Source organism: Streptomyces sp. NPDC001858 (assembly GCF_053594615.1).
This window is the reverse complement of the sequence record NZ_JBSFEV010000004.1, coordinates 139438-163831: the sequence shown is the minus strand read 5'-3', so window position 1 is coordinate 163831 and position 24394 is coordinate 139438. Positions and strand designations below refer to the sequence as shown.

Here is a 24394-nt window from a genome sequence, read left to right as displayed (position 1 = left end):
AGCTACTGGGCGTTCGGTCGAGCCCCGTCCCGCGCCGCTCGCGCCATCTCCGACAACCGCGCAAGCATCGGCATCGGATCCACCCCCACCGCCCCCGGCAACACCTCCGCGATCCGCTCAGGCGTCCAGGACCCTCCCTCCGCATAAACCGACCGGAGTTCCCTCGGCTGCGCCCACACCGCGATCTTCGGCCCGGCGACCGTGTACACCTGCCCGGTGACGCCCGCCTCCCGCGCCTGCTCCGACAGCAGATAGACGACGAACGCGGCCACGTCCTCCGGCTCGCCGATCTCCGCCAGTTCCATCGGCACGCCCGCGGACATCCGCGTACGCGCGACCGGCGCGACCGCGTTGGCGGTGACCCCGTACTTGTGCAGGCCGAGCGCCGCGCTCCGCACGAGCGAGATGATCCCGCCCTTCGCCGCGCTGTAGTTGGCCTGGGAGACGGACCCCTGATGGTTGCCGCTGGTGAAACCGATCAGCGTGCCCGCCCGCTGCTTGCGCATCACCGCGGCGGCGGCCCGGAACACGGTGAACGTCCCCTTCAGATGGGTGGCGACGACCGGGTCCCACTCCTGCTCGGACATGTTGAACAGCATCCGCTCGCGCAGAATCCCGGCCACGCAGACGACCCCGTCGAGCCGTCCGTACGAGGCCAGCGCCACGTCGACGACCCGCTGGCCGCCCGCCATCGTGGAGATGTCGTCGGCGACGGCGACGGCCTCGCCGCCCGCCGCCTCGATCTCCTTGACGACGGTCTCGGCGATCTCGCTCGTGGGCTCGGCCCCGTCCACGCCCACCCCGTAGTCGTTGACGACGACCCGCGCGCCCTCGGCCGCCGCCGCCAGCGCGACCGCCCGGCCGATCCCGCGTCCGGCGCCCGTCACCGCGACGACCCTGCCTGCCAAGAAGTTCCCCACGCCCGGCCCCTTCCCACAGTTTCTGACGGACCGTTAGATTTTATGTCCCGTCAGCTGGGCCAGGACAAGCCCCGGGGAGGCACCGGATGTCACTGCCGGCCGAGTTCCACGACATCGCCAAGCGCGTCAACAACTGGGGGCGCTGGGGAGCCGACGACGAGATCGGCACGCTCAACCTCATCACCGACGACGTCGTCCGCGCGGCGGCGGCCGAGATCCGCACCGGCCGCCGCGTCCCGCTCGCGCTCCCCCTCAGGGAGGACGGCGTGCAGACCGGGATGATCCCGGGACGCGTCAACCCGCTGCACGCCATGGTGCAGATCAACCAGGAGATCTTCGGCCCGGGGACGGTGGCGTGCAGCGACGACGCCGTGACCATGGGGCTGCAGGCGGGCACCCACTGGGACGCGCTGACCCACGTCTCGCACTCGGGGAAGCTCTACAACGGCCGCCCGGCCGCCAGCATCACCGCGCACGGCGGGGCCGAGTTCAGCGGCATCGACAAGGCGCGGCACATCGTCTCGCGCGGGGTGCTCCTGGACGTGGCACGCGCGCGTGGCGTCGATCGGCTGGCGGGCGGACACGCCGTCACACCGGAGGATCTGGAGGCGGCCGAGGAACTGGCCGGCACACGCGTGCGTGCGGGCGACATCGTGCTCGTGCGGACCGGGCAGGTGCAGGTCTATCTGTCCGGCGACAAACACGCGTACGGCTATCCGTCGCCCGGGCTGTCGGTCCGCACACCGGAGTGGTTCCACGCGCGCGATGTGGCGGCGGTCGCCAACGACACCCTCACGTTCGAGATCTTCCCGCCCGAGATCGACGACCTGTGGCTGCCCGTGCACGCCCTCGATCTCGTGGAGATGGGGATGCTGCAGGGCCAGAACTGGAATCTCGAAGAGTTGTCCACAGCCTGTGGACAAGCAGGCCGCCATACATTCTGGCTGTCGGCGATGCCCGAGCCGTTCGTCGGCGGTACGGGAACTCCGGTGGCCCCCGTGGCCGTTCTCTGAACACCGACGACCCACCTCGGCTGGCGGCGCGCGGCTGCCCGCCCCGAGCACGGCACCGCGCACCGCCATCCGGCTCCGGCGTACGTGCCCCGTCTCCCCTCGGCCCTGAGGGAACCGACGCCGAATCACGACCCACACTCGACAAGGGCTTCCGTCACCGAAGCCCTCGCCGTCCCCTCACGGCGAATCGCTGACCACAAGCGTGATCAAACGGACACGTGGCGTCAACACCAGAACGGGGATTTTTCACTTATGCCCTATTCGCAATGGGCGCGCACGGAAGCACAGCCAGGCGCACCGCCCCCCGCCCGGCCGAACGCGACAGCGCTTTCTGCGCCCGTGCCCCGCACCCTGCAAGGCATTCGGCACCCGTGCGCCGTCAACCGGTCGACCCACGCACCCGCAGGCCCGTCAGCGCGTCACCCCAGCAGCGCGCCAGCCCGGCACCAGCCAGGCAGGGCAGACAGGGCAGACAGGGCAGACAGGCAACTCGTCGGCCCGTCGGCTCGTCGGCCCGGCAGTCTGTCGAGCCGTCAGACGACCTCGTACGCGAGCCCGCCGTAAGCCGGCTCGACGGCCTCCTGTCGCACCGCCGCGCACTCGGCCGCGCCCCCGCGATCCGCCTCGACCTCGCCCGGCCGCGCACAGCGGTCCAGTTCGCACCAGATCCGCTTGCCCGCGCCCTCGACGCTCCAGCCCCAGCGGTCCGCGAGGCCGTCGACGAGGGCCAGACCGCGGCCGCCCGTCGCCTCGTCGCCGGCGCACCGGGGCACGGGGGCCCGGTCGCTGGTGTCGGCCACCTCCAGGCGGACGACGGACGGCTCGGCCGTCGCGCCCGGCCCGGCCGAGCCGCCCGGCAGGGAGAGCCGCAGCACGGCCGGACAGCCGGTGTGCACCACGGCGTTGGTGACCAGTTCGGAGACGAGCAGGATCAACGTCTCGGCGAGCGGCTCCTCGTCCCCTATCCCGGACCCGGCCAGGCGCGAACGGGCCCACCTCCGGGCGCGCCCCACCTCAGCGGGGTCGGGCCGGATCTCCAGCTGCACTTGAAGCACCTGCACCGCTCACACCATCCGAACCGGCGGACACATGGCCGTACGCCACGCGAGCCACGCGAGCCGCGTGTGCACCATGACGACGGGGGCCACGATCGTAGCCATTTTCTGCATGGCCAGAACAACGGCCAGAGGCAGGGTGACGGAACGTGAATCCCTTACGAGACAGCTTGATTGACGGACAGTCACCCCAACAAGCGCTTCGGGCATATTCCAGCGCGAAGGATTACCCGTGCGGCATACTGTGCGACGCCCGCCCCGGGGAGTCGAACAGGCGGGGGTCGAAGGCTCGTCCGACCTGCGAGCGGCGGCGCGCACCGCCGGATCCGGCACCGCCCCAGGGGCACCGCCGGCATGGCTCATGCTCGGAACCACTCGCATCTCACAGAAGGTACCGGAGCGACCCGTCGACTCCGGGCCGTGACGGGTCACGCATCGGACACAACCCGATATCGACGCTCCGTGATTCCGGTATGCCACAATCCGCGACATCCATACGGCCGTCGGCCCGCGACCCCCGCCCGTCACTGCAGGCAGACGCCGCCGACGGCCGCTATCGACCCGCCCCGGACAGCAGATCGCCCGCCAACAGCTCCTCACTCTCCGTAGCCGATCCCGTACGCCGGGTGCGCACCCAGGCACGTTTCAGCAGGAGATGGACGTCCGCCTCCCAGGTGAACCCCATGCCGCCGTGCACCTGGAGGCAGTCCCGCGCGCCGCGTACGGCGGCCTCGTCGGCGAGGAGCCGGGCGGCCGCGATGTCGACGGGGTCGGCCGTGACGGCGGCCGCGTAGACCGCCGCGCGGGCCAGTTCGACCCGCACCAGCAGCTCCGCGCACAGATGCTTGACCGCCTGGAAGGCCCCGATCGGCTGCCCGAACTGCTCACGCGCCCGGGCGTGTTGCACGGCCAGCTCGCACGCGCGTGTGGCCGTCCCCAACTGCTCGGCCGCGGTGAGCAGGACGGCGACGGGGTCCACGGCCGCTGCACCGTTCGCCGCGCCCGGCACCCGGTGCAGCGGGGTGAGCGGGTCCACCGAGCTCAGCGGCACGGCCCCCTCGGCGTCCCCGCGCACGACGTCGGCCGCCGCCAGCCACTCCACCGTCCCGCCGCCGTGGACGGCCGCGACGACCGTCTCGCCGTCGGCCGCGCCGGGCACGCGGCCCGCCGCGAGGTGGGTGGCCAGCAGCGGTCCGGGCAGCAGGGCGCGGCCCGCCTCCTCGAACGCCAACACCGCCTCGGGCAGCCCCAGTCCGACCCCGCCGTCCGCCTCGGGCAGCCGCAGGGCGAAGAAGCCGGCCGCCCCCAGCCCCCGCCACAGCGCGCGGTCCAGGGTTCCCGGCCGGTCCACGGCGGCCCGCAGCGCCTCCCGGTCGAAGCGGCGCGCCAGCAGTGCGCGCACCCCGTCGCGCAGTGCGCGTTGATCGTCCGTCAGCTGAAAGCGCATGTCGGACCGTTCACCTTCCCTTCGGCAGGCCCAGGATCCGCTCGGCCACGATGTTGCGCTGGATCTGCGAGGTGCCGGCGGCGATGGTGTACGACAGCGAGGAGAGCCGGTCCAGGGCCCAGGGGCGGTCGAGGTCGAGCGCCTCGTCGCCCAGGACGTCGGCAGCGGCCTCGTACAGCTCCTGGCGCGCCTGTGAATACCGCAGCTTGAAGACCGAGCCCCCGACGCCCGGCAGGCCCCCGGTGGCCTCGGCCTCGCTCACGTTCCACTGGGTGAGCCGCCAGAGCGCCCGGAACTCGGCGTTGAGCAGGCCCAGCCGCCGCCGTAGGGCCGGTTCGTCCCAGCGGCCGTTCCTCCGTGCCTCGTGGGCGAGTTCGCCCAGCACGCGCCGACAGGCGACGACCTCGCCCACGAAGGCGGTGCCGCGTTCGAAGGACAGCGTCACCATCGTCACCCGCCAGCCGTCGTTCTCGTCCCCCACCCGGTTCGCGACCGGCACCCGCACCTCGTCCAGGAACACCTCGGCGAACTCGGCGGACCCGGCGAGCGTGCGCAGCGGGCGGACGGTGACGCCGGGGGCGTCCATGGGCAGGGCGAGCCAGGTGATGCCCTTGTGCTTGGGGGCGGCCGGGTCCGTGCGGACCAACAGTTCGCACCAGTCGGCGACTTCCGCGTGCGAGGTCCAGATCTTGGAGCCGCTCACCACGTAGTGGTCGCCGTCGCGCCACGCGCGCGTGCGCAGCGCCGCGAGGTCGGACCCGGCGTCGGGCTCGCTGAAGCCCTGGCACCAGACCTCCTCGCCGCGCAGGACGGGCGGCAGCCAGCGGGCCCGCTGTTCGGCCGTGCCCTCGGCGGCGATCGTCGGCCCCGCGTGCAGCAGTCCGACGAAGCCCGCGCCCACATAGGGCGCGCCCGCCTTCTCCGTCTCCTCCAGGAAGATCAGCCGGACGGTCGGGGAGGCGTCCCAGTGGACGTCGGCGTAGCCGGCGTCGTAGAGCATGCGCTGCCAGCCGAGGTCGTACGCCCTGCGGGCCGGCCAGTCGTCCGGGGACGGCTTGGGCGGCAGGCTCGGCAGCGCCTTGCCGAGCCACTCCCGCAGCCGGGCCCGGAACTCCTCTTCCTCGGGGGTGTACGTGAGGTCCATGGGCGGGCCTACTTGTCGAGGTCCAGGTCCAGCATGCGGATCGCGTTGCCCCGCATCAGCTTGTAGACCGTCTCGTCGTCGAGGCCCTTCACATGGTCGAGGGCGACCTCCTTGGTGTGCGGGAAGGTCGAGTCGACGTGCGGGTAGTCCGTCTCGAAGGTGGCGTTGTCGCGCCCGACCACGTCCAGGGACGCGACCCCGTGCTTGTCGCGGAAGAAGCAGCAGAACATCTGCCGGTAGTAGTACGTCGACGGCGGCTCGGGGATGAGATCCCGGACGCCGCCCCACGCGCGGTGCTCCTCCCAGACGTCGTCGGCGCGCTCCAGGGCGTACGGGATCCAGCCCATCTGGCCTTCGGAGTAGGCGAGTTTGAGGCGCGGGAAGCGCACCAGGACGCCGCTGAACAGGTAGTCCATCATCGAGGCCATCGCATTGTTGAACGAAAGCGACGCCTGGACGGCCGGGGGCGCGTCGGGCGAAGCGGCCGGCATCTGCGACGACGAGCCGATGTGCATGTTGACGACCGTGCCCGTCTCCTCGCACACGGCGAAGAACGGGTCCCAGTAGCCCGAGTGGATCGACGGCAGCCCGAGGTGGCTGGGGATCTCGGAGAAGGTCACCGCGCGCACCCCGCGCTCCGCGTTGCGCCGGATCTCCGCGACCGCCAGGTCGATGTCCCACAGGGGGATCAGGCACAGCGGGATCAGCCGGCCGCCGCTGCCCCCGCACCACTCCTCGACCATCCAGTCGTTGTAGGCGCGCACGCAGGCCAGCGCGACCTCCTTGTCGTGCGCCTCGGCGAAGGTCTGCCCGCAGAAGCGGGGGAAGGAGGGGAAGCAGAGCGAGGCCTCGACGTGGTTGAGGTCCATGTCGGCCAGCCGGGCCTTGGGGTCCCAGCAGCCGCGCCGCATCTCCTCGCGGGTGATGCCCTCCAGCGTCATCTCGTCGCGGTCGAAGCCGACGGCGGCGATGTTGCGCTTGTACGGGAACTTCAGGTCCTCGTAGATCCACCAGTCGGTGGGCTGGCCGTCCGGGTCCATCGTGATCTGGTACTTCCCGGCGACGTAGGCGAGCTCGCCGATCCCGGCGGTGAGGGGCTGCGGCCCGCGGTCGCGGTATTTGCGCGGCAGCCAGGTCGCGAAGAGGTGCGCGGGTTCGATCACGTGGTCGTCGACGCTGACGATGCGCGGCAGTTCGGTGCTCATGGCTTTCCCTCCGCCTGGCGGAACGCCAGTTGTCCGATGGCGGCTATCTGATGGACCGTCAGATTCACTCTGCCCAGCAGGCTAGTCCGCGACCCCTGGACCGACAAGGCGACCGGGCTTACGCTCTGCCCAAAATCTGACTGTCCGTCAGCTACGGCAGGGGGCCGACCGTGAACGACACCGCCACCGCCCATGAGCTGAGCACGTCCCGCACGCTCTGGGACCTGCTCGCCCGCCGCGCCGACCTCACCCCCGACCGCCGGGTCCTCCTCCAGGAGGAGCGCGCGCTGACCTTCGGCGAGCTGCGCGCGCGTGCCGAGCGGGTCGCGGCCGGGCTGTACGGCATGGGCGTGCGCCCCGGCACGGTCGTCGCCTGGCAGCTGCCGACCCGCCTGGAGACCGCCGTCCTGTCCTTCGCACTGGCCCGGCTCGGGGCCGTGCAGTCGCCCGTCATCCCCTTCTACCGCGACCGCGAGGTCGGCTTCGCGCTGCGCGAGTCCAAGGCGGAGTTCTTCGCCGTGCCGGGTGTCTGGCGGGGCTTCGACCACACCGAGATGGCCCGGCGGCTCGGCGCGAAGGGCGTCTTCGAGGCCTACGACGACCTGCCCGAGGGCGATCCCGCCGTGCTCCCCGCCCCGCCCGCCGACGGCACGTCGGTGCGCTGGATCTACTGGACCTCCGGCACCACCTCCGACCCCAAGGGCGTGCTGCACACCGACCGCTCGCTGATCGCCGGCGGCTCCTGCCTCGCCCATGCGCTGCGCCTCACGGCGGACGACGTCGGCTCGATGGCGTTCCCGTACGCCCACATCGCCGGCCCCGACTACACCGTCATGCTGCTGCTGTACGGCTTCCCGGCGGTGATGTTCGAGCACTTCGCGCTGCCGGACGCGCTGGAGGGGTACCGGCGGCACGGGGTGACGGTGGCGGGCGGCTCGACGGCCTTCTACTCGATGTTCCTCGCCGAGCAGCGCAAACAGCCGCACACGCGCGTGATCCCCACGCTACGGCTGCTCGCGGGCGGCGGAGCGCCCAAGCCGCCCGAGGTGTACCACGCGGTCGTGCGCGAGATGGGGGTGCAGCTGACGCACGGCTACGGGATGACCGAGGTACCGATGATCACCATGGGCGCGCCGGACGACACCGCGGAGAACCTCGCGACGACGGAGGGGCGGCCGCCGGAGGGCATGGAGATCCGCGTGGTGGACGGCGAGGTGCGGCTGCGCGGGGAGGCCGTGTGCCGGGGCTATCTGGATCCCGGCCAGAGCGCCGAGGCCTTCGACGCGGACGGGTTCCTGCGCACCGGCGACCTGGGGCACGTGACGGGCAGCGGGCATCTGGTGCTCACCGGTCGGCTGAAGGACGTCATCATCCGCAAGGGGGAGAACGTCTCCGCCAAGGAGATCGAGGACCTGCTGGCCGCTCACCCGGCCGTCGGGGACGTCGCGGTGATCGGCCTGCCGGACGCGGAGCGCGGCGAGTTGGTGTGCGCGGTGGTGGAGCGGGCGCCGGGGGCCGGGGAGCCGTTGACCCTGGCGGCGCTCACGTCGTATCTGCGCGCGGGCGGGCTGTCGGTCCACAAGCTGCCGGAGCGGCTGGAGGTGGTGGAGGCCCTGCCGCGCAACGAGACGCTGCGGAAGGTGTTGAAGTACAAGCTGCGCGAGCGCTTCGCTCAGTGAACGACGCAGGGAGTCACTACTCGGCGACCGTGAAGTAGCGGGCGAAGGCGGGGACGATCTCCGCCTCGCCGACCCTGCCGTCCGCGTCGGCGTCCAGGACGGCGGCGGCCCCCTGGGCGACCTCCTCCGGCGCGCCGAGCGCCCTGAGCACCCGTACGGTGTCCTCGACCGTGGCCCGCCCGTCGCCGTCGGCGTCGGCGATGTCCAGGGCCGCATGCAGGAAGGGGCGGGCGATCTCGGCGAACCGGTCCGGGTTGTCCCTCAGGCGCTTGACCGCGCCGTTCACGAACTCCTCCCGGGTGATGCGCTGGTCGCCGTCCCGGTCGGCGATGCCGGCCATGCCCTGCCAGAACGCCTCGGCGCCCGCGTAGAGGGCCTGCCCCTTGTCGGAGCGGGCCGTGGCGCCGAACTCGGCGAGCACCGCCTTGGCCGCGGCGCCGAAGTCCTCGCGGTCGATGTAGCCGTTGCCGTCCTGGTCGAAGGTGGCGAACCGCGCGGCGATCCTGCGTTCGTACTCACTGCTGACCATGTCTTCTCGGACCACCTGACGTCGCTCGTGCGGGGATGCTTCCGGCAGGGAGCGTACGACGTCACAGACGTCGGGGCAGCGGGAAAGCGACGCCTGTGCCAAGACCGGGGGAATTTCAGGACAAGGGTGTGGCACGGTCGCCGGAGCGGAGACCGCCCTGGTGGGCCCTGGTGGACCCTGGTGGACGGGGACCGCGCCGCTCGCGCGCGGCGACCGCGCCGACTACGCCGAGAGCGGTTCCGTCCCGTCGTCCACCGCGGCCGCGAGGTCGCCGTAGACGTCGAAGAGCCGGCGCACGCCCAGCGCGCCCAGGACCCGGTTGACGTGGGAGTCCTCGGCCGCGCCCCGCGCGGGAAGGATCAGCCGCAGCCGCCCCCGGCAGGAGCGGATCAGACGGCGGGCGGCGATCAGGACGCCGACGCCGCTGGAGTCGCAGAAGTACACCTCGGAGAGGTCCAGGACGAGGTCGTGGCGGCCCTCGGCCACCTCGTCGTGCACCCGCTGACGCAGCGCCGGCGACGTCACCAGGTCCAGCTCGCCCGACACATGGAGCACGGCCCATCCGCCCTGCTCGCCGCCGGTCACTTTGAAGGCCACCACCACGCCTTTCGCTCGCTGTAGCGCGCCGCAGCCCGCCGAAAACGGAAGCTGTCCCTTCGCTTCCTTGCAGCGCGGCTGCCCAGCGGCCGTGCCCCGAAACACCGACGGGAAAACAGATCCCTAGAGAATGAGAGGGAAAGAGGCTTGATTCAGTCAGTTCCAGTCCGGTTCGATCCTTGTCAGTCGGGTAGACGCGCCCCATATCACCCTCTCGCTGACAAGGGGCGCTCATTGAAACAAAGGGGCGTGCGTTGTCGGACGTGCCGACTACATTCGAGGTGACGGTGGACGCACGCTGGACACGGGCACGGCCCGACGCACGGGCACGGGTGAGGGGGCCGCATGGCGAAGAGGGACGCACCGCCCCGCTGGGACCGCAAGATGCAGCAGCGACTCGCGCGCGGTGAGGCGGCCGCCCTCGGCGAGCTCTACGACCGGTTCGCTTCGCTTGTGCACGGTCTCGCCCACCGCGTGCTCGGAGACGAACGAGCGGCCGACGGCATCACCCGCGAGGTCTTCGCCCACGTCTGGGAGCACCCCGAGTCCTACGACCCGAAGCAGGGCCCGCTGCGCACCTGGGTCGCCGCGCTGACCCACCGCCTCGCCGTGCAGCGGCTGCGCGCCACCGAGACCGCCGCCCTGGCCGAGGCCGGCCACGGCTCCGCCGAGGCGACCGAGGAACTGGAGCTGCGCGTGCGGCACGCGTCGGTCGCCGCCCGCGCCGACTACATCGTCCAGGCCATGCCCGCCCCGCTGCGGGCCGCCCTGGAGCTGGCCTACTTCCAGCGCCGCGACTACCGCCAGACCGCGGTCGACCTCGGCGTCACCGAGGACGAGGCCCGCCGTCGGCTCCGCCTCGGCCTGCAACTCCTCTCCACGGCGCACGACGCCGCGTCACCGGGGGCGCCGCCCGGATACGGAGGTGCGGCGTGAGCGGCACGGACGGGTTCGATCCGCACGACGACGGCGAGGAGGACGAGGCCCACGGCCCACAGGGCCCTCCGTCGATCCCCGTCCCGCGCGCCTCCGTCGAGGACGGCGGAGCACCACTGCCCGCGCCGAGCCCTGCACCGACGCCCACGCGCGCGCCCGCGCCCGCGCCCGCCGAGCCGACCGGCCCGGAGCCGCTCAGGCTCGAACACCCGGTGCTGAAGTCCCTGCTGGGCGCCTGGGCGCTGGCGGCCTGCTCCGCTCAGGAGACGGCGGCCGTCGAGGAGCACCTCGGCGACTGCGGAGCCTGCGCGGACGAGGCACGACGCCTGCGCGAAGCCGTCGGCCTCCTCCAGCGCCCGGAGAGCCTCGACCTCGACCCCGGCCTGCGCACCCGCGTCCTCGACGGCTGTCTGAACCGCCGTCCGCCCCGCATCCCGGTGCCCGCCTGGGCGGCGTCCTACGACGCCGAGACGGGCGCGGCTGGACGCGCTGCTCCAGGACTTCGGGGACGCCGAGTGGCACGCGCCCGTGCGGCTGCGCTGGTTCCGCGGCGAGGAGCCGACGAGCCGCCGCACCACCGTCGCCGGCGTCATCGCCCACCTCCTCGCGGTGGACGGCCTGGTCGCCGTGGCCCTGGGCCTGGACGACCCGCTCGCCACCGGCGGCGCCCCGGACCGGCCGAAGGAACCCGACGAACCGGATGCACCGGCCGCCCCGACGGCCACGCCCTCCCGCCGCACGGAGGCGTTCTGGGCGGGCTCGCACTACCCGCCCACCCGTTCCGTGCGCGGCCCCTGGCGGGAACAGACCCACGCCCTGGTGCGCACGGTGTCCTTCACCGGCGGAGGCCCCGGCCGCCTGCCGGTGTCGTACGGCGGCTTCGAGCTGCCCCTGCGGGACGCGATGCTGGACCGGGCCTTCGAGTGCTGGGTGCACGCCGAGGACATCGCGGAAGCGGTCGACTACCCCTACGCGCCGCCCGCCCCGCGCCACCTCCACGACATGATCGACCTGGCCGCGCGGATGCTGCCGGAGACGCTCGCCGCCCGCCGCCGCGCGGGCCTCGCCTCGCGCTCGCACACCCGCCATCTGGTGACCGCCGGCCGCCCCGGCCGCAGCCTGCGGCTGGAGATCGAGGGCTCGGGCGGCGGCCAGTGGCTGATCCCCCTGGACTCACCGGGCGCGGTGGGCTCCGCCGCCCACGAGGTGGCCCACGTCGCCCTGGACGACGTGGAGTTCTGCCGCCTGGCCGCCGGGCATGTGGCCCCCGCGGAAGCGGCGGCGGGCCAGGACGGCGACCGCGAGGCGATCAGGGACGTCCTGTTCGCAGCGGCGGCGTTGAGCCGCATGTAGGGGCGGCGTGGAGCCGGATGCAGCGGCGGCGTGGAGCCGGATGCAGCGGCCGGTTGCGGATTCGTCGGCGGCCACAGGTGGTCGGTGGCTGGTCGCGCAGTTCCCCGCGCCCCTTGGATGCCTGCGGTGAACGTGCCTTCAGGGGCGCGGGGAACTGAACCCCTGGCCGCCCTGTGCCTAGGGGAATACGACCGTCCGGCGCCCGTTGAGCAGAATCCGCCGCTCCGCATGCCACTTCACGGCCCGCGCCAGCGCCTGGCACTCGACGTCCCGCCCGACGGCGACCAGCTGATCCGGCGTGACCCCGTGCCCCACGCGCTCGACCTCCTGCTCGATGATCGGCCCCTCGTCGAGATCCGCGGTCACATAGTGCGCCGTGGCCCCGATCAGCTTCACGCCCCGCTCGTGCGCCTGGTGGTACGGCTTCGCGCCCTTGAAACTCGGCAGGAAGGAGTGGTGGATGTTGATGATCCGCCCGCTGAGCTGCTTGCACAGGTCGTCGGAGAGCACCTGCATATAGCGGGCCAGCACGACCAGCTCGACGTCCAGTTCCCGGACCAGTTCGAGCAGCTGCGCCTCCGCCTGCGCCTTGGTCTCCTTCGTCACCGGGATGTGGTGGAAGGGAACGTGGTACGAACCCACGAGCTCGGCGAAGTCGGTGTGATTGGACACCACGGCCGCGATCTCCACCGGCAGCGCGCCGATGCTGGCGCGGAACAGCAGGTCGTTCAGGCAGTGCCCGAACTTGCTGACCATGAGGACGATGCGCATCTTCTCGTCGGCCCGGTTGAGCTGCCAGTCCATGTGGAAGGAGTCGCCGATCGCGGCGAAGCTCGCCCGCAGCTTCTCCACGGTCACCGGCGGCTCCGCCGAGAAGTGGACGCGCAGGAAGAACAGGCCCGTGTCGTGGTCGCCGAACTGCTGACTGTCCTCGATGTTGCAGCCGGTCATGAAGAGATAGCTCGACACGGCGTGCACGATGCCCTGCTTGTCGGGGCAGGAGAGCGTGAGGACGTACTGGTCGGCGGGGGTCGCCGCGGCTCGGGCAGACTGCGCGTTCATGCCCGACAGGGTCGCATACCGTCCACGACCGTGGACAACCGTCCCGCAGGCCGGAACCCGCCGCGCCTGCGACGTCCGCGCCTACGCCGTCCGCGTCATGATGCGCAGCACTTCGAGGGTCCGGGGCGGGGCGTCGGGGTCGTCGCCGTCGCTGGCCGCCATGCGCACATGCGCGTCCCGCGCCGCCCGCACCGCCTCCGGCCACGCCTCGTGGTCGACGTACGCGGAGACCGGGGCGTCCGGCCCGACCTGGTGCATGATCCGCAGGACGCGGAGCACGGCGGTGTCGACGAGGGCCGCCTCCTGCGAGTCGCGGAAGATCGTGCCCACGTACTTCTCGGCGGACCAGTTGTCGAGCCAGGTGTCCTCGACGAGGCGGTACACGGCGTCGGTGACGTCCCCGTACCCCTCGCCGCCGGCCAGCCAGACGTTCTGCTGGAACACCGGGTCGGAGAGCATGTGCAGCGCGGAGCGCACATTGCTGCGCCAGCGCCACCATGGCATGTCGTTGAGTGGCATGCCGCCCATGGTGGAGGAGCGACGGCCGCGACGGGAAGAGTTCTCCGAACCTTGCACGGTCATCGATCGTACGTTTACCCGTCCCGGGAGCCTCACGGGCCCCTGCAATTCACCTGCACGTCACCCCTCATTGACCGAGGGTCACTCCCAGGTTAGCGATGTGACGGAATCGTGCGTGAACATGACCGGCAAGCGACGCACCGCCCCGCGAAGCACCTTCCTCCCCAGGTCCTTCCGCTTCACCAGGTCCGGCAGAGCGACCGCCCTCGCGGCGGGTGCGCTGGCGGCCTGCGCGTCGCTCGCCGTCGGATGCGGTGTCGTCCCCGGTACCACGGGGGATTCCGGGGACGACCCGATCGTCGTGATGACCTGGGCGCCCGAGGGCACGTCCGCGACCAACAAGCCCGGCATGCCCGCCTTCGCCCTCGCCTACGCCCGCTGGATCAACGCCGAGGGCGGCCTGGGCGGCCGCAAGCTCAAGGTCCTGACCTGCAATGCCCGTAACGACACCGTGTCGACGGCGAAGTGCGCCCGGCGGGCCGTCAAGGAGGGCGCGGTCGCCGTCATCGGCTCCTACAGCCAGCACTCCGACGCGTTCTTCCCGTACCTGGAAGGCGCCGGCATCCCCTACATAGGCGGCTACGGCGTCACGAACGACGAGTTCACCAGCCCGCTGTCCTACCCGGTCAACGGCGGCCAGCCCTCGCTCCTGGCCGGCCTCGGCAAGGAGCTGGCCGCGACCTGCGGCGCGGTCTCCCTCGTCCGCCCCGACACGATCGCGGGCGACGCGCTGCCCCCGATGCTCGACGCCGGCCTCACCGCGGGCGGACACGCGAAGTCCAAGGATTTACTGGCCCCTGAGGACGCGACCGAGTACTCGGCACAGGCCAAGTCCGCGCTGCAGTCGGCGACCGGCGGCGGGTCGAAGGGCGAGGGCTCCAATACTGAAGCGGACGGCAAGAAAGGGTGCGTGGTGACCGCCCTCGGCGACCGCACCAGCACCTTCATGGACTCCTTCCGCCGCACCCGCGAGGACTACCCCGGCGTGCGCACCGCCACCGTCCTCGGCAGCGTCGACCAGACGGTGATCAACGCCTCCGGCGCCACCTCCGGACCGTTCGAGGGGGCGTACGTCACCGGCTGGTACCCGGTGACCAGCGACGCGGCCTGGGCGCCGATGAAGAAGGTGATCAGCGAGAAGGCGTTCTCGGACACCCGGATCGACCCCTCCGACACCGGTGTGCAGACCACCTGGATCGCCTACACCGTGTTCCGGCAGGCCGTGGAGTCGCTGGAGGGCGACGAGGTGACCACCGCCAGCGTGCGGGGCACCCTGGACCACGGCCTGAAGGTCACCACGGGCGGGCTCACCCCGACGCTGCGCTGGCAGTTCACCGACCGCCTCGCCTCCATCGGCTTCCCGCGCCTGGTCAACGCCGACGTCACGCTCCAGACCGTGCGCAAGGGCGTGCTCGCACCCGCCAAGAAGGGCTTCGCCGACATGACGCAGACCATGGAGAAGGCGGACCTCGACTGACGGTCCGCTGCGGTCGACCGCGGCCGACCGCAGCCGGTCACAGCTGCACGGGCTGGCGCTGGGTCAGGCCGTAGGTCTTCGCGATCGCGTTCCACAACTTCGCGGCCTGGGACTTCTGGGTGCTCGCGGTGCCGCTGTCCCGGTTGCCTGCCTGCGTCTCGGCAGTCGCGCGGGCCGTGCCCTTCTTGCAGCTCTTCTTCTTGGTCGCGGCGACCTGGTCGGCCCAGGCCGCGTAGTGGTTGTCCGCGGACGCCGACGCCTGCCACGCCTTGGTGAGCGCGGTGGTCAGCGCCGCGTGGTCCGGGAGCTCGTCGACCTTCAGCGCGGCCAGGCTGGTGACCAGGTCGGTGCGCTGCTTCGCCGCGTCCCGCAGGTCCGTGGCGGCCTGGGCGAGATTGCCGCACGCCTTCACATCGGCCACCGCGCTGATCACACTGGCCCGGCTGTCGCCGCTGTCGGCGAGCAGCTTGTCCAGTGCGACGGCCTGCTGCTCGGCCGCCCCGGCGGACGGCGACGCCGACCCCTCCGTCGCGGGCGCCGACGCGGCGACGGTCTTGTTGTCGTCCTCGCCCTGATCGCCGCCCCCGCCCGCGAGCATCGCGCCCGCGCCGACGCCGACGACCGCGAGGGCCACGCCGATCGCCGCGAACAACGGCACCCGTGAGCCGGTACGGCCCCCTCGGTCGCCCCGGTCGCCGCCGTCGTCGTCGCGCATCCCGCGCCGCCCGCCCGCCGCGGGACCGCCGGGCGGGGCATAGGACGGGCTGTAGGCGGACTGCTGGGGGCGCGCGGCGGGGCCGCCGCCGTAGCCCGGCCCACCGGCGGGCTCGGAGAAGCGCGGGAGCTGCTGGGTGGACCCGGCGGGGCTCTCGCTGCCCGGCCCGCTGCGGAAGAGGTTCTCGAACCCGGCGGGCGGCTGCCGGTCCCCGCCGTCCTGCGCGGGGACGGGCGGGATGTACTGCGTGGCCTCGGAGTCGGGGTGTGCGGCAACCGGCTGCGCGGCCACCGGCTGCGCGCCGGGGGCGGGCATCGGGCCGGGGGCGGGCTGCGGGGTGCGGCCCAGGAAGTGGGTGGACTCGGCCGGGGCCTCGGGCGGCAGAGCGCCCGGCGCGACCGGCGGGAGGAACTGCGTCGCACCCTCGTCGTAGGACCCAGCGGCGGGCACGGGCGGCAGGTACTGCGTGGCGCCCTCGTCGATCGGGGAGGCCGGGGCCGCCGGGGCTGCCGGGACCGGCGGTATGTACTGCGTCGCGCCCTCGTCGACCGGAAAGGCCGGGGCCGCCGGGACCGGCGGTATGTACTGCGTCGCGCCCTCGTCGACCGGCGGCAGGGGGACGCCCGGCGTGCCCTGGCCGTACGTCGGATGCGCCGGGGCGGGTGCGCCCTCCGGCGGCAGCGGCCCGGCACCGACCTGGGCGCCGCCGTTCCACTGCGGCTGAACCTGCTGCGGGGGCTGAGGCTGCGGCTGGGCCTGGTGTGCCGGGTCCGGCTGGTCCGCGGGGAGCGGCCAGCCCTGGGCCGACTGCTGCGGGGCGGGGGCCTGCTGGTCGGGACCCCAGGGCTGTCCCCAGGTCTGTCCCGCGGCCGGGGCCTGCTGCCCGTAGTCCTGCTGCCCGTAGTCCGACTGTCTGTACTCCGGTTGCCCGTAGTCCTGCTGCCCGTACGGCTGCCGCTGCCCGTACGCCGACTGCTCGTACTCCGGCTGCTCCGGTTCCGGCTGCTGCCCGTACGGCTGCCGCTGCCCGTACGCCGACTGCTCGTACTCCGGCTGCTCCGGTTCCGGCTGCTGCCCGTACTCCGGCCGGCTGGGCTGCTGAGCGCCGTACTGGCCGGAATAGTGTCCCGGCAGCAGGGGCTCCCCACCGTCGGAGGGCAGCACGATGCCTTCGCGCGCGGGCTGCGCCGAGGGCTCCTCGCCCTGTCCACTCTGCGTCACCGGGACTCCTACGAATGGGGGACCTTCGGAATCGTCGGTTCACGCTACCGGGTCCCCGGAACCCCGTGCCACGCAGCTCAGGACGTGATCTGCCTCCCGGCCAGGGCCTGTCCCGGTCCGGCAGTGAGATGGGTAACAGATCCGGAGCGCCGCGCGCTGTATCCGCCGCAGCGGCGCCCCGTCCCTCACGCCGCGGTCTGCAACTCCAGCCGCGCCCCGAACTCCCGTACCACCGACTCGTCCCGGAACGGTTCCAGCCGCTGTTGCAGATCCTCGAGATACTCGGCCCCCCGGTTGGAGCGGAGCGTCTCCAGGAGCTCGACGGCCCGCAGACCGGTGCTGCAGGCCTGCTCGATCTCGCGCTGCTGCACCTGCGCGGTGGCCAGCAGGACGTACCCGATCGCCCGTCGGCGCGCACGGCTCTCCGGGTGCCCGGCGAGGGACTGCTCGGCACAGCGCGCCGCCGCCTCCGCCTGGCCCAGGTCGCGGTGGCAGTGCGCCAACTCGTCGGCGAGATAGGCCTCGTCGAAGTGCGCGATCCACGCGGGATCGTCCCCGGAGGACGGATCGGCCGCCTCCAGCGCCGACACCGCGCGGCCGGACGCCGCCTGCGCCCCGCGCGCGTCGCCCATCAGCGCGTGCCCCCGGGCCTCCGCCGCGAGGAACATCGCCTCCGCGCGCGGGGTCACCCGCCCCCGCGCTCCCTCCTGCGCCGCCCGCGCCAACTGGGCGATCTCGCGCGGGTTTCCGAGCTGCGCGGCGAGATGGCTCATGGAGGCCGCGAGGACGTAGCCGCCGTACCCGCGGTCACCGGCCGCCTGGGCGAGCCGCAGTGCCTGGATGTAGTAGCGCTGGGCCAGGCCCGGTTGGCCGGTGTCGACGGCCATGTAGCCGGCGAGTTCCGTCAACCGGGCGACGGAGGCGAAGAGTTCACGGCCCACCGCCTCCCGGTAGGAGCCGGCCAGCAGACCCGACACGACGCTGTTGAGGTAGTGCACGACGACCGGCCGCACATGCCCGCTGCCGTACTGGTGGTCCAGGTCCACCAGCGCCTGTGTCATCGCGTTGACGGCCGCGACGTCGGACAGCCCGACCCGGGGTCCCGCCGAGCGCGCCACCTGCGCGTCCGGGGAGGAGATCAGCCAGTCGCGGCTCGGTTCGACCAGCGCCGAGGCGGCCACGGACGAACCCGAGAGGAAGTCCCGTCGGCCCACGTCGCTGCGCCACAGCTCGCAGACCTGCTCGATGGCCCCCAGCACCGTCGGCGAGAACTGGAGACCCACGCCCGAGGCGAGGTTCTTGCCGTTGGCCATGCCGATCTCGTCGATCGTGACCGTACGGCCGAGCTTGCGGCCCAGGGCCTCCGCGATGATCGCCGGAGCGCGCCCGCGCGGCTGTTGTCCGCGGAGCCAACGCGCCACGGACGTCTTGTCGTAGCGCAGGTCGAGGCCGTGCTCGGCCCCGCACATGTTGACCCGGCGGGCGAGCCCGGCGTTCGAGCACCCCGCCTCCTGGATGAGCGCCTGCAGCCGTTCGTTCGGCTGCCGCGCGACTAGCGGCCTTGCGGCCATGGTCACTACCCCCACACCGAGTTGACGTGTCTTCCACCGTGTCTTCCACCGAAAAGTTCCGGCCGAGAAGATCAATGCCCCACGGACATACCGAAAATGCGAGGCATGAGAGGATTACTGATGATTGCTGCCCATTGCCGGTCATTACTGCGATTGATGTGATTCCCGAGCAATACGGAGAATTGCCGGGTTACCGGCGGAAGCCGCCCCCCCCTACCTGGTTACCCGCTCCCGCGCCCGTTCCTCCCGCGCGCCCCCGCACGTGCACCCATGCGCCCCGGACGCGGAATCGATGCTCCTCCCCCGCGCAAAGTGGCGGGCGTAACCCCTGGTGACGGCTAGAGTTGTGTTCATCGTGGAAGAGACCATCGCGGGCGCCGACGCCACTCAAATCCCGAAGCAGCGCGGGGAATCGCTGCTCGAGACCGCTGTTCGTTACGCCGAGGAACGTCATTGGGACGTCTTCCCCGGCACCTGGCTGGACGCCGTCAATGGAGTGCAGCGCTGCTCCTGTGACGACACCGCGTGCACCGCGCCGGGCGCGCACCCTGCACGCCCCGACTGGGCGACGCAGGCCACCGGCAGCGCAACCGTCGCGCGCCGGATGTGGCAGAAACAGCCGACCGCCTCGATCCTGCTGCCGACCGGGCGTACGTTCGACGCGATCTCCGTGCCGGAGACGGCCGGGTTCCTCGCGCTGGCGCGGATGGAGCGGATGGAACTGACGCTCGGTCCGGTCACGTTGACGCCGGACCGCCGGATGCAGTTCTTCGTGCTGCCGGGGGCGTCGGCCAAGGTTCCGGACCTGGTGCGCAAGCTGGGCTGGTCGCTGGGGGCGCTGGATCTGGTGACGCTCGGCGAGGGCGCGTATGTGGCTGCGCCGCCTACGCGGTTCGGGTCCCGGGGGGCCGTGCAGTGGGCCTGCCGGCCTACCGCGGCGAATCGGTGGCTGCCGGACGCGGAGGAGTTGATCTCGCCGCTCGCCTATGCGTGTGGGCGGGATCGGTAGTTTCGCGACTGCGGGTCGTGTGTGGCTGGTCGCGCACACGCGGCGGAGCCGCATATGGGGCACAGTCTCGCGCCCCTTCAGGGCGCTGCTCCGCCGTAGGGTTCGTGCATGACGTCCGTACGCGTGCGTGGGCTCTGGAAGCGGTTCGGGCAGCAAGTCGCCGTTGCCGGGATCGATCTCGATCTGCCCGCGGGGAAGTTCATCGGGCTGGTCGGGCCGAACGGGGCCGGGAAGACCACGACGCTCTCCATGGTGACCGGGTTGCTGCGGCCCGATCAGGGGACCGTCGAGGTCGTGGGGCATGACGTGTGGGCCGATCCGGTGGCCGTGAAGGCCCGGATCGGGGTGCTGCCGGAGGGCCTGCGGCTGTTCGAACGGCTCTCGGGGCGTGAACTGCTCGGCTACAGCGGGCGGTTGCGGGGGCTGCCCGGCCCCGAGGTCGACAAGCGGGCCACCCAGTTGCTCGACGTCCTCGACCTGGCCGGCGCGCAGCACAAGCTCGTCGTCGACTACTCGACCGGCATGCGCAAGAAGATCGGGCTCGCGACCGCGCTGCTGCACAATCCCGAAGTCCTCTTCCTCGACGAGCCGTTCGAGGGCGTCGACCCCGTCTCCGCGCAGATCATCCGGGGCGTGCTGGAGCGGTACACGGCGTCCGGGGCGACGGTCGTCTTCTCCTCCCATGTGATGGAGCTCGTCGAGTCGCTGTGCGACTGGGTGGCGGTGATGGCGGCGGGGCGGATCCGGGCGCACGGGACGCTCGCGGAGGTGCGGGGGTCGGCTCCCTCGTTGCAGCAGGCGTTTCTCGAACTCGTCGGGGCGCAGGACCGGGACACCGGCTCCCGCCTCGACTGGCTGGGCGGCGGAGCGAGCCGGTGAGCGCGCCGACCTCCCCGCCGGGTCCCGTGGCCTCACCGGCGGGCGCCGTGGCCCCTGCACCCGGCCTCGTCGCCACCGTCGTCCGGCTGAAGCTGTCGCTGCTGCGCAACGGACTGCGGCAGTCCGCGGGCCGGCGCGCCGCGTATGTCGCCTCCGCCGTCGTCACGCTGCTGTTCGCCGCGCTGCAGCTGCTCGGGCTGATCGCGTTGCGGGGGAACGACCACGCGGTGTCGGTCGTGGTGCTCCTGGTGGCGGTGCTGGCGCTGGGGTGGGCGGTGATGCCGCTGTTCTTCCCCAGCGGCGACGAGACCCTCGACCCGACCCGGCTGGTGATGCTGCCGCTGCGGCCCGAGCCGCTGGTGCGGGCGCTGCTGGCGGCCTCGCTGGTGGGCATCGGGCCGCTGTTCACGCTGCTGATGCTGGTGGGGTCGGTGATCTCCGTGGCGCACGGGGCGGCCGCCTGGGCGGTGGGGGTGCTCGCCGTCGCCCTAGGGCTGCTGATGTGCGTGGCGTTCGCGCGGGCCGTGGCCGCCGCCAACGTCCGGCTGCTGTCCAGCCGCAAGGGACGCGATCTGGCGGTGCTGAGCGGGCTGGTCATCGCGGTCGGGGCGCAGGTCGTCAACTTCGGGGCGCAGCGGCTCGGGACGGCCGGGCTGGGCGAGCTCGATCCGCCCGCGGGCGTGCTGCGCTGGGTGCCGCCCGCGTCGGCGGTGGGCGCGGTGGACTCGGTGAGCGAGGGGGCGTACGGGGTCGCCGTCGCCCAACTCGCCGTCAGCACGGTGGCGTTGGTGCTGGTGGTGGGGGTGTGGGCGCGGACGATGACCCGGTTGATGACCTCGCCGGACGGCTCCACGCTCCAGGCCGCCGAGCCGGCCGCGCGGGACCGGCGGCGCTCGGCGGGCCTGACGCGGCTGCTGCCGGGCGGGCGCACCGGCACCGTGATGGAACGCAGCCTGCGTTATGTCTGGCGCGATCCGAAGACGAAGGCGGCCTGGGTGACCTCGCTGGCCATCGGGCTGATCGTGCCCGTCTTCAACGCGGTGCAGGGCGTCGGCTCGATCTACTTCGCCTGCTTCGCCGCCGGAATGATCGGCATTCAGATGTACAACCAGTTCGGGCAGGACACGTCCGCGTTCTGGATGGTCGCGATGACGGTGTCGTCGACGCGGGACGCCTACGACGAGTTGCGGGCGCGGGCGCTGGCCCTGCTGCTGATCACCCTGCCGTACGCGACGCTGGTGACCGGACTGACGACGGCGCTGCTCGGCGACTGGGCGAAGCTGCCCGAGGCGCTGGGGCTGTCCTTCGCGCTGCTCGGCGCGATGCTGGCGACGGGCGCCTGGACGTCGGCCTGCTTCCCGTACTCGATCCCGCAGGAGGGCTACAAGAGCGCGGCCCCCGGCCAGGCCGGTCTCGCCTGGATCGCGGTCTTCGGCGGGATGGTCGCGGCGGCCCTGCTGTGCGCCCCCGTCATCGCGGTGACGATCTGGCTGAACGTCAGCTCGGGCGGCGAGGCGTGGACCTGGCTGCTGCTGCCGGGGGGCGCGGTGTACGGGGCGGCGATCACGCTGCTGGGGCTCCGGCTGGCCGCTCCGCGAACGGCGACGCGGCTGCCGGAGATCCTGGCGGCGGTGAGCAAGGGCTGACGGCGCCCCTTACGGGGTTCCGGGGATTCCGGGGGTGAGGACGGCTTCCAGGAAGGGTTCGATCGCCGTGCGCCAGCCCTCCGGCTGGTCGTAGTGGACGAGGTGGCCGGCGTCGGCGACCTCGGCGTACTCGCCGCGCGGCAGGACGCGGACCATTTCCTGCGCCTCGGCACGACCGAGCTCCCCGTCCAGGCCGCGGACGACCAGGGCGGGGCACTGGACCTGGGTGAGCTCCTCCCAGTGCGCGTCGTAGACCCAGGTCTCGCGGGACTTGAGCATCTGGTCGGGCTCGAAGACCGGACGCCAGCCGTCCGGCGACTCCTGCATCACCTCGGCGTAGAACTCGCCTCGGGAGGGGTTCGGGCGCTCCACCCAGGGGTCGTCCTCGCCGAACCACTTGCGGACCTCGGCGAGGGTGGCGAACGGGGCGGGCCAGGACTTGAACCAGTCGCCCCACTCACGCTGCGAGGCCGCGCCGAGCGCGGAGGCCCGCATGTCGCAGACGACCAGGCCGCGCACCAGGTCGGGACGCCGGGCGGCGAGCTGCCAGGCGGTGAGCGCTCCCATGGCGTGGCCGATGAGGACGACCGGGGCGAGGCCGAGCTGCTCCAGGGCCGCTTCCGCGTCCTCGACGTAGGCCTCGCGGGTGAAGGCCGCCTGCGGCGGCTTCTCGCTCTGGCCGTGGCCGCGCTGGTCGAGGGCGACCGCGCGATGTCGCTCGGAGAGCCAGCGGGCGGTGGACGCCCAGTGCGAGGCCCGGCCCATCAAGCCGTGCAGTAAGAGGACGCTGGGCCTGCCTCCCTCGCTGCCGTCGGCCGACGGCAGTCCCTTCTCCCCTGGCTGCTGTGCCGGAATCACGGGTTCCGTCACGGCCTTCGCCGGATCGCCCTTGGGCGGGTCGCCGAACTCCCAGGCCGCCAGGCGTACGCCGCCCGCCCCGGTCACGTCGATGCGTCGCGCCATAGGTCCTGGCACCCCCCTAGCCGTCGTACCGCTGCGCTGCCGATGCCTTCGTACCGCCTTCGATCACCCGCAGGCTATCGAATGCCCTTTCGAGAAATGCACTCTCCGCGCACAACACCCCTCGTTCGAGTGACCTCGCTCAAGGAATGATCGGCGCCGCCGAGGGGAGACCTTCAGCGGGGGGCGGACCGCTCGGGGAAACCGGTCCGAGGGAAGTGACCTTGAGAGCTCGGGGCTCCAGGTCACAACAGGGGAGGACAGGCCCCGGTGCCGTACGGCACCGGGGCCTTCCACTGCTCTGCGGCACATCGTCCCGCCCCCTCAGGTCATATGCCTCACGCGACAGCCTGGCACGGGAAGCGGCGGAGCGCTGCGATTCGACACAGGGAACCTCCGATTCGACGACATCGGCAGGACGCCACAACTGCCCCGCGCGCCCCGGGAGTTGAACAATGCTCAGAGAATGCTCAGCGCTTCGCGACGAACACGTGCGACGCGACGTCCGACTCCAGCTCGGCGGCCTCGCCGCCGCTGCCGACGAGCACACCGCCCGCCGACTCCGTCACGCTCACCACCGAACCGGGCTGCACGCCCGCGCGGCGCAGCGTGTACATCAGCTGCGCGTCCGTCTGGATCGGCTCGCCGATGCGGCGGACGACGACCGTCTTGCCCTCCAGCCCCGGGTCGAGGTCGGCCAACGAGACCATCCCCTCGTCCAGGAACGGGTCGGCGCCGTCCTTCTCGCCCAGCTCCTCCAGGCCCGGGATCGGGTTGCCGTACGGCGACTCGGTCGGGTGCCGCAGCAGCTCCAGCACGCGGCGCTCGACGGCCTCGCTCATCACGTGCTCCCAGCGACAGGCCTCCGCGTGCACCTGCTCCCACTCCAGGCCGATCACGTCGACCAGGAGACACTCGGCGAGGCGGTGCTTGCGCATCACGCGCGTGGCGAGCCGGCGGCCCTCGTCGGTGAGCTCCAGGTGGCGGTCGCTGGCCACCGAGACCAGGCCGTCGCGCTCCATGCGCGCCACCGTCTGGCTGACCGTCGGCCCGCTCTGGTCGAGGCGTTCGGCGATCCGGGCCCGCATGGGCACCACACCTTCCTCCTCCAGCTCGAGGATGGTGCGGAGATACATCTCCGTGGTGTCGATCAGTCCGGACATTCGTGCCCCTCGATTAGCTCTGCCGAAGGCTGGACCGCTCTCCGGCGCGTGCGCTGGCCCTGGACTCAATTCTGCCGGATACCACTGACAAGCGTGCCGTGCCGTCGAAACGAGGCGGTCACATCCGGGGTCGATCGGGGGGCGCGCCCGCGGAACGGGCCCCCAGGACGCCTCCGCGCCCCCACCGGCACCGGTCTCACTGGTGTCACCGGGCGTATTGACAGCGCACTGGTC

At 72.2% G+C, this 24394-nt stretch carries 20 protein-coding genes and 1 pseudogene; 8 read left to right on the top strand and 13 right to left on the bottom strand.

Annotation, left to right across the window (positions count from 1 at the left end):
• Window positions 1-2: 2 nt before the first annotated feature.
• Window positions 3-920 (bottom strand): SDR family NAD(P)-dependent oxidoreductase, encoded by a 918-nt coding sequence (locus ACWCPF_RS07430; protein WP_451044006.1) that lies wholly within the window; start codon window positions 918-920, stop codon window positions 3-5.
• Between the two features lie 86 nt (window positions 921-1006).
• Here ACWCPF_RS07430 and ACWCPF_RS07425 point away from each other — a divergent pair, with 86 nt between their 5' ends.
• Window positions 1007-1933: a cyclase family protein gene (locus ACWCPF_RS07425; protein ID WP_451044005.1), complete on the top strand. Its 927-nt coding sequence runs from the start codon at window positions 1007-1009 to the stop codon at window positions 1931-1933.
• 533 nt (window positions 1934-2466) lie between these two features.
• Here the strand turns inward: ACWCPF_RS07425 and ACWCPF_RS07420 are convergent.
• The 4 genes from ACWCPF_RS07420 to ACWCPF_RS07405 all read right to left on the bottom strand — a co-directional run bounded on the left by ACWCPF_RS07420 (window position 2467) and on the right by ACWCPF_RS07405 (window position 6784).
• A complete protein-coding gene (locus ACWCPF_RS07420; RefSeq protein ID WP_451044228.1) occupies window positions 2467-2979 on the bottom strand; it encodes an ATP-binding protein in 513 nt (170 codons plus the stop codon).
• A 562-nt stretch (window positions 2980-3541) separates the two neighbouring features.
• Window positions 3542-4435 carry an acyl-CoA dehydrogenase family protein gene (locus ACWCPF_RS07415; RefSeq protein WP_451044004.1) on the bottom strand — a complete coding sequence of 298 codons (894 nt, stop codon included), beginning with the start codon at window positions 4433-4435 and terminating at the stop codon, window positions 3542-3544.
• 10 nt (window positions 4436-4445) lie between these two features.
• Window positions 4446-5579, bottom strand: coding sequence for an acyl-CoA dehydrogenase family protein (locus ACWCPF_RS07410; RefSeq protein ID WP_451044003.1), 1134 nt, complete (start codon window positions 5577-5579; stop codon window positions 4446-4448).
• 8 nt (window positions 5580-5587) lie between these two features.
• Window positions 5588-6784: an amidohydrolase family protein gene (locus tag ACWCPF_RS07405; protein ID WP_451044002.1), complete on the bottom strand. Its 1197-nt coding sequence runs from the start codon at window positions 6782-6784 to the stop codon at window positions 5588-5590.
• A gap of 170 nt (window positions 6785-6954) precedes the next feature.
• Here ACWCPF_RS07405 and ACWCPF_RS07400 point away from each other — a divergent pair, with 170 nt between their 5' ends.
• Window positions 6955-8463, top strand: a complete 1509-nt coding sequence (locus ACWCPF_RS07400; RefSeq protein WP_451044001.1) for a class I adenylate-forming enzyme family protein — start codon at window positions 6955-6957, stop codon at window positions 8461-8463.
• Window positions 8464-8479: 16 nt separating this feature from the next.
• On the opposite strand, the gene ACWCPF_RS07395 is transcribed toward ACWCPF_RS07400, so the two are convergent.
• Together ACWCPF_RS07395 and ACWCPF_RS07390 are read right to left on the bottom strand one after the other, a co-directional pair.
• Window positions 8480-8992, bottom strand: a complete 513-nt coding sequence (locus ACWCPF_RS07395; protein ID WP_451044000.1) for an EF-hand domain-containing protein — start codon at window positions 8990-8992, stop codon at window positions 8480-8482.
• A gap of 222 nt (window positions 8993-9214) precedes the next feature.
• Window positions 9215-9595, bottom strand: a complete 381-nt coding sequence (locus tag ACWCPF_RS07390) for an STAS domain-containing protein (protein ID WP_451043999.1) — start codon at window positions 9593-9595, stop codon at window positions 9215-9217.
• 339 nt (window positions 9596-9934) lie between these two features.
• On the opposite strand from ACWCPF_RS07390, the gene ACWCPF_RS07385 reads away from it, so the two are divergent.
• Both ACWCPF_RS07385 and ACWCPF_RS07380 read left to right on the top strand, forming a co-directional pair.
• Window positions 9935-10525: a sigma-70 family RNA polymerase sigma factor gene (locus ACWCPF_RS07385; protein WP_451043998.1), complete on the top strand. Its 591-nt coding sequence runs from the start codon at window positions 9935-9937 to the stop codon at window positions 10523-10525.
• Window positions 10507-11878, top strand: a pseudogene (locus ACWCPF_RS07380) (maleylpyruvate isomerase N-terminal domain-containing protein). The gene ACWCPF_RS07385 and the pseudogene ACWCPF_RS07380 overlap by 19 nt, the downstream one beginning before the upstream one ends.
• A 177-nt stretch (window positions 11879-12055) precedes the next feature.
• Here the strand turns inward: ACWCPF_RS07380 and purU are convergent.
• Both purU and ACWCPF_RS07370 read right to left on the bottom strand, forming a co-directional pair.
• Window positions 12056-12940 carry a formyltetrahydrofolate deformylase gene (gene purU, locus ACWCPF_RS07375; RefSeq protein ID WP_451043997.1) on the bottom strand — a complete coding sequence of 295 codons (885 nt, stop codon included), beginning with the start codon at window positions 12938-12940 and terminating at the stop codon, window positions 12056-12058.
• Between the two features lie 81 nt (window positions 12941-13021).
• The gene (locus ACWCPF_RS07370; protein ID WP_451043996.1) at window positions 13022-13522 is read right to left on the bottom strand and encodes an SCO4402 family protein; all 501 of its coding nucleotides are present in this window, start codon (window positions 13520-13522) and stop codon (window positions 13022-13024) included.
• Between the two features lie 118 nt (window positions 13523-13640).
• Here ACWCPF_RS07370 and ACWCPF_RS07365 point away from each other — a divergent pair, with 118 nt between their 5' ends.
• Window positions 13641-14996 carry an ABC transporter substrate-binding protein gene (locus ACWCPF_RS07365; RefSeq protein WP_451043995.1) on the top strand — a complete coding sequence of 452 codons (1356 nt, stop codon included), beginning with the start codon at window positions 13641-13643 and terminating at the stop codon, window positions 14994-14996.
• Window positions 14997-15033: 37 nt separating this feature from the next.
• Here the strand turns inward: ACWCPF_RS07365 and ACWCPF_RS07360 are convergent, their stop codons facing one another.
• Together ACWCPF_RS07360 and ACWCPF_RS07355 are read right to left on the bottom strand one after the other, a co-directional pair.
• Complete coding sequence (locus ACWCPF_RS07360; protein ID WP_451043994.1) at window positions 15034-16932, bottom strand: hypothetical protein; 1899 nt, start codon at window positions 16930-16932, stop codon at window positions 15034-15036.
• Between the two features lie 185 nt (window positions 16933-17117).
• Window positions 17118-18503, bottom strand: a complete 1386-nt coding sequence (locus tag ACWCPF_RS07355; protein ID WP_451043993.1) for a transcriptional regulator — start codon at window positions 18501-18503, stop codon at window positions 17118-17120.
• 346 nt (window positions 18504-18849) lie between these two features.
• Between ACWCPF_RS07355 and ACWCPF_RS07350 the strand changes: the two genes are divergently transcribed.
• The 3 genes from ACWCPF_RS07350 (at window position 18850) to ACWCPF_RS07340 (ending at window position 22037) form a co-directional block, all read left to right on the top strand.
• A complete protein-coding gene (locus ACWCPF_RS07350; protein ID WP_451043992.1) occupies window positions 18850-19512 on the top strand; it encodes a bifunctional DNA primase/polymerase in 663 nt (220 codons plus the stop codon).
• 108 nt (window positions 19513-19620) lie between these two features.
• Complete coding sequence (locus ACWCPF_RS07345) at window positions 19621-20391, top strand: ABC transporter ATP-binding protein (protein WP_451043991.1); 771 nt, start codon at window positions 19621-19623, stop codon at window positions 20389-20391.
• Complete coding sequence (locus tag ACWCPF_RS07340) at window positions 20388-22037, top strand: transporter (RefSeq protein WP_451043990.1); 1650 nt, start codon at window positions 20388-20390, stop codon at window positions 22035-22037. The genes ACWCPF_RS07345 and ACWCPF_RS07340 overlap by 4 nt, the downstream gene beginning before the upstream one ends.
• Before the next feature lie 9 nt (window positions 22038-22046).
• On the opposite strand, the gene ACWCPF_RS07335 is transcribed toward ACWCPF_RS07340, so the two are convergent.
• Window positions 22047-23000: an alpha/beta fold hydrolase gene (locus tag ACWCPF_RS07335; RefSeq protein WP_451043989.1), complete on the bottom strand. Its 954-nt coding sequence runs from the start codon at window positions 22998-23000 to the stop codon at window positions 22047-22049.
• 467 nt (window positions 23001-23467) lie between these two features.
• Entirely contained in the window at window positions 23468-24160 is a 693-nt protein-coding gene (locus ACWCPF_RS07330; RefSeq protein ID WP_020130217.1) for a metal-dependent transcriptional regulator, read from the bottom strand.
• Between the last annotated feature and the right edge of the window lie 234 nt (window positions 24161-24394).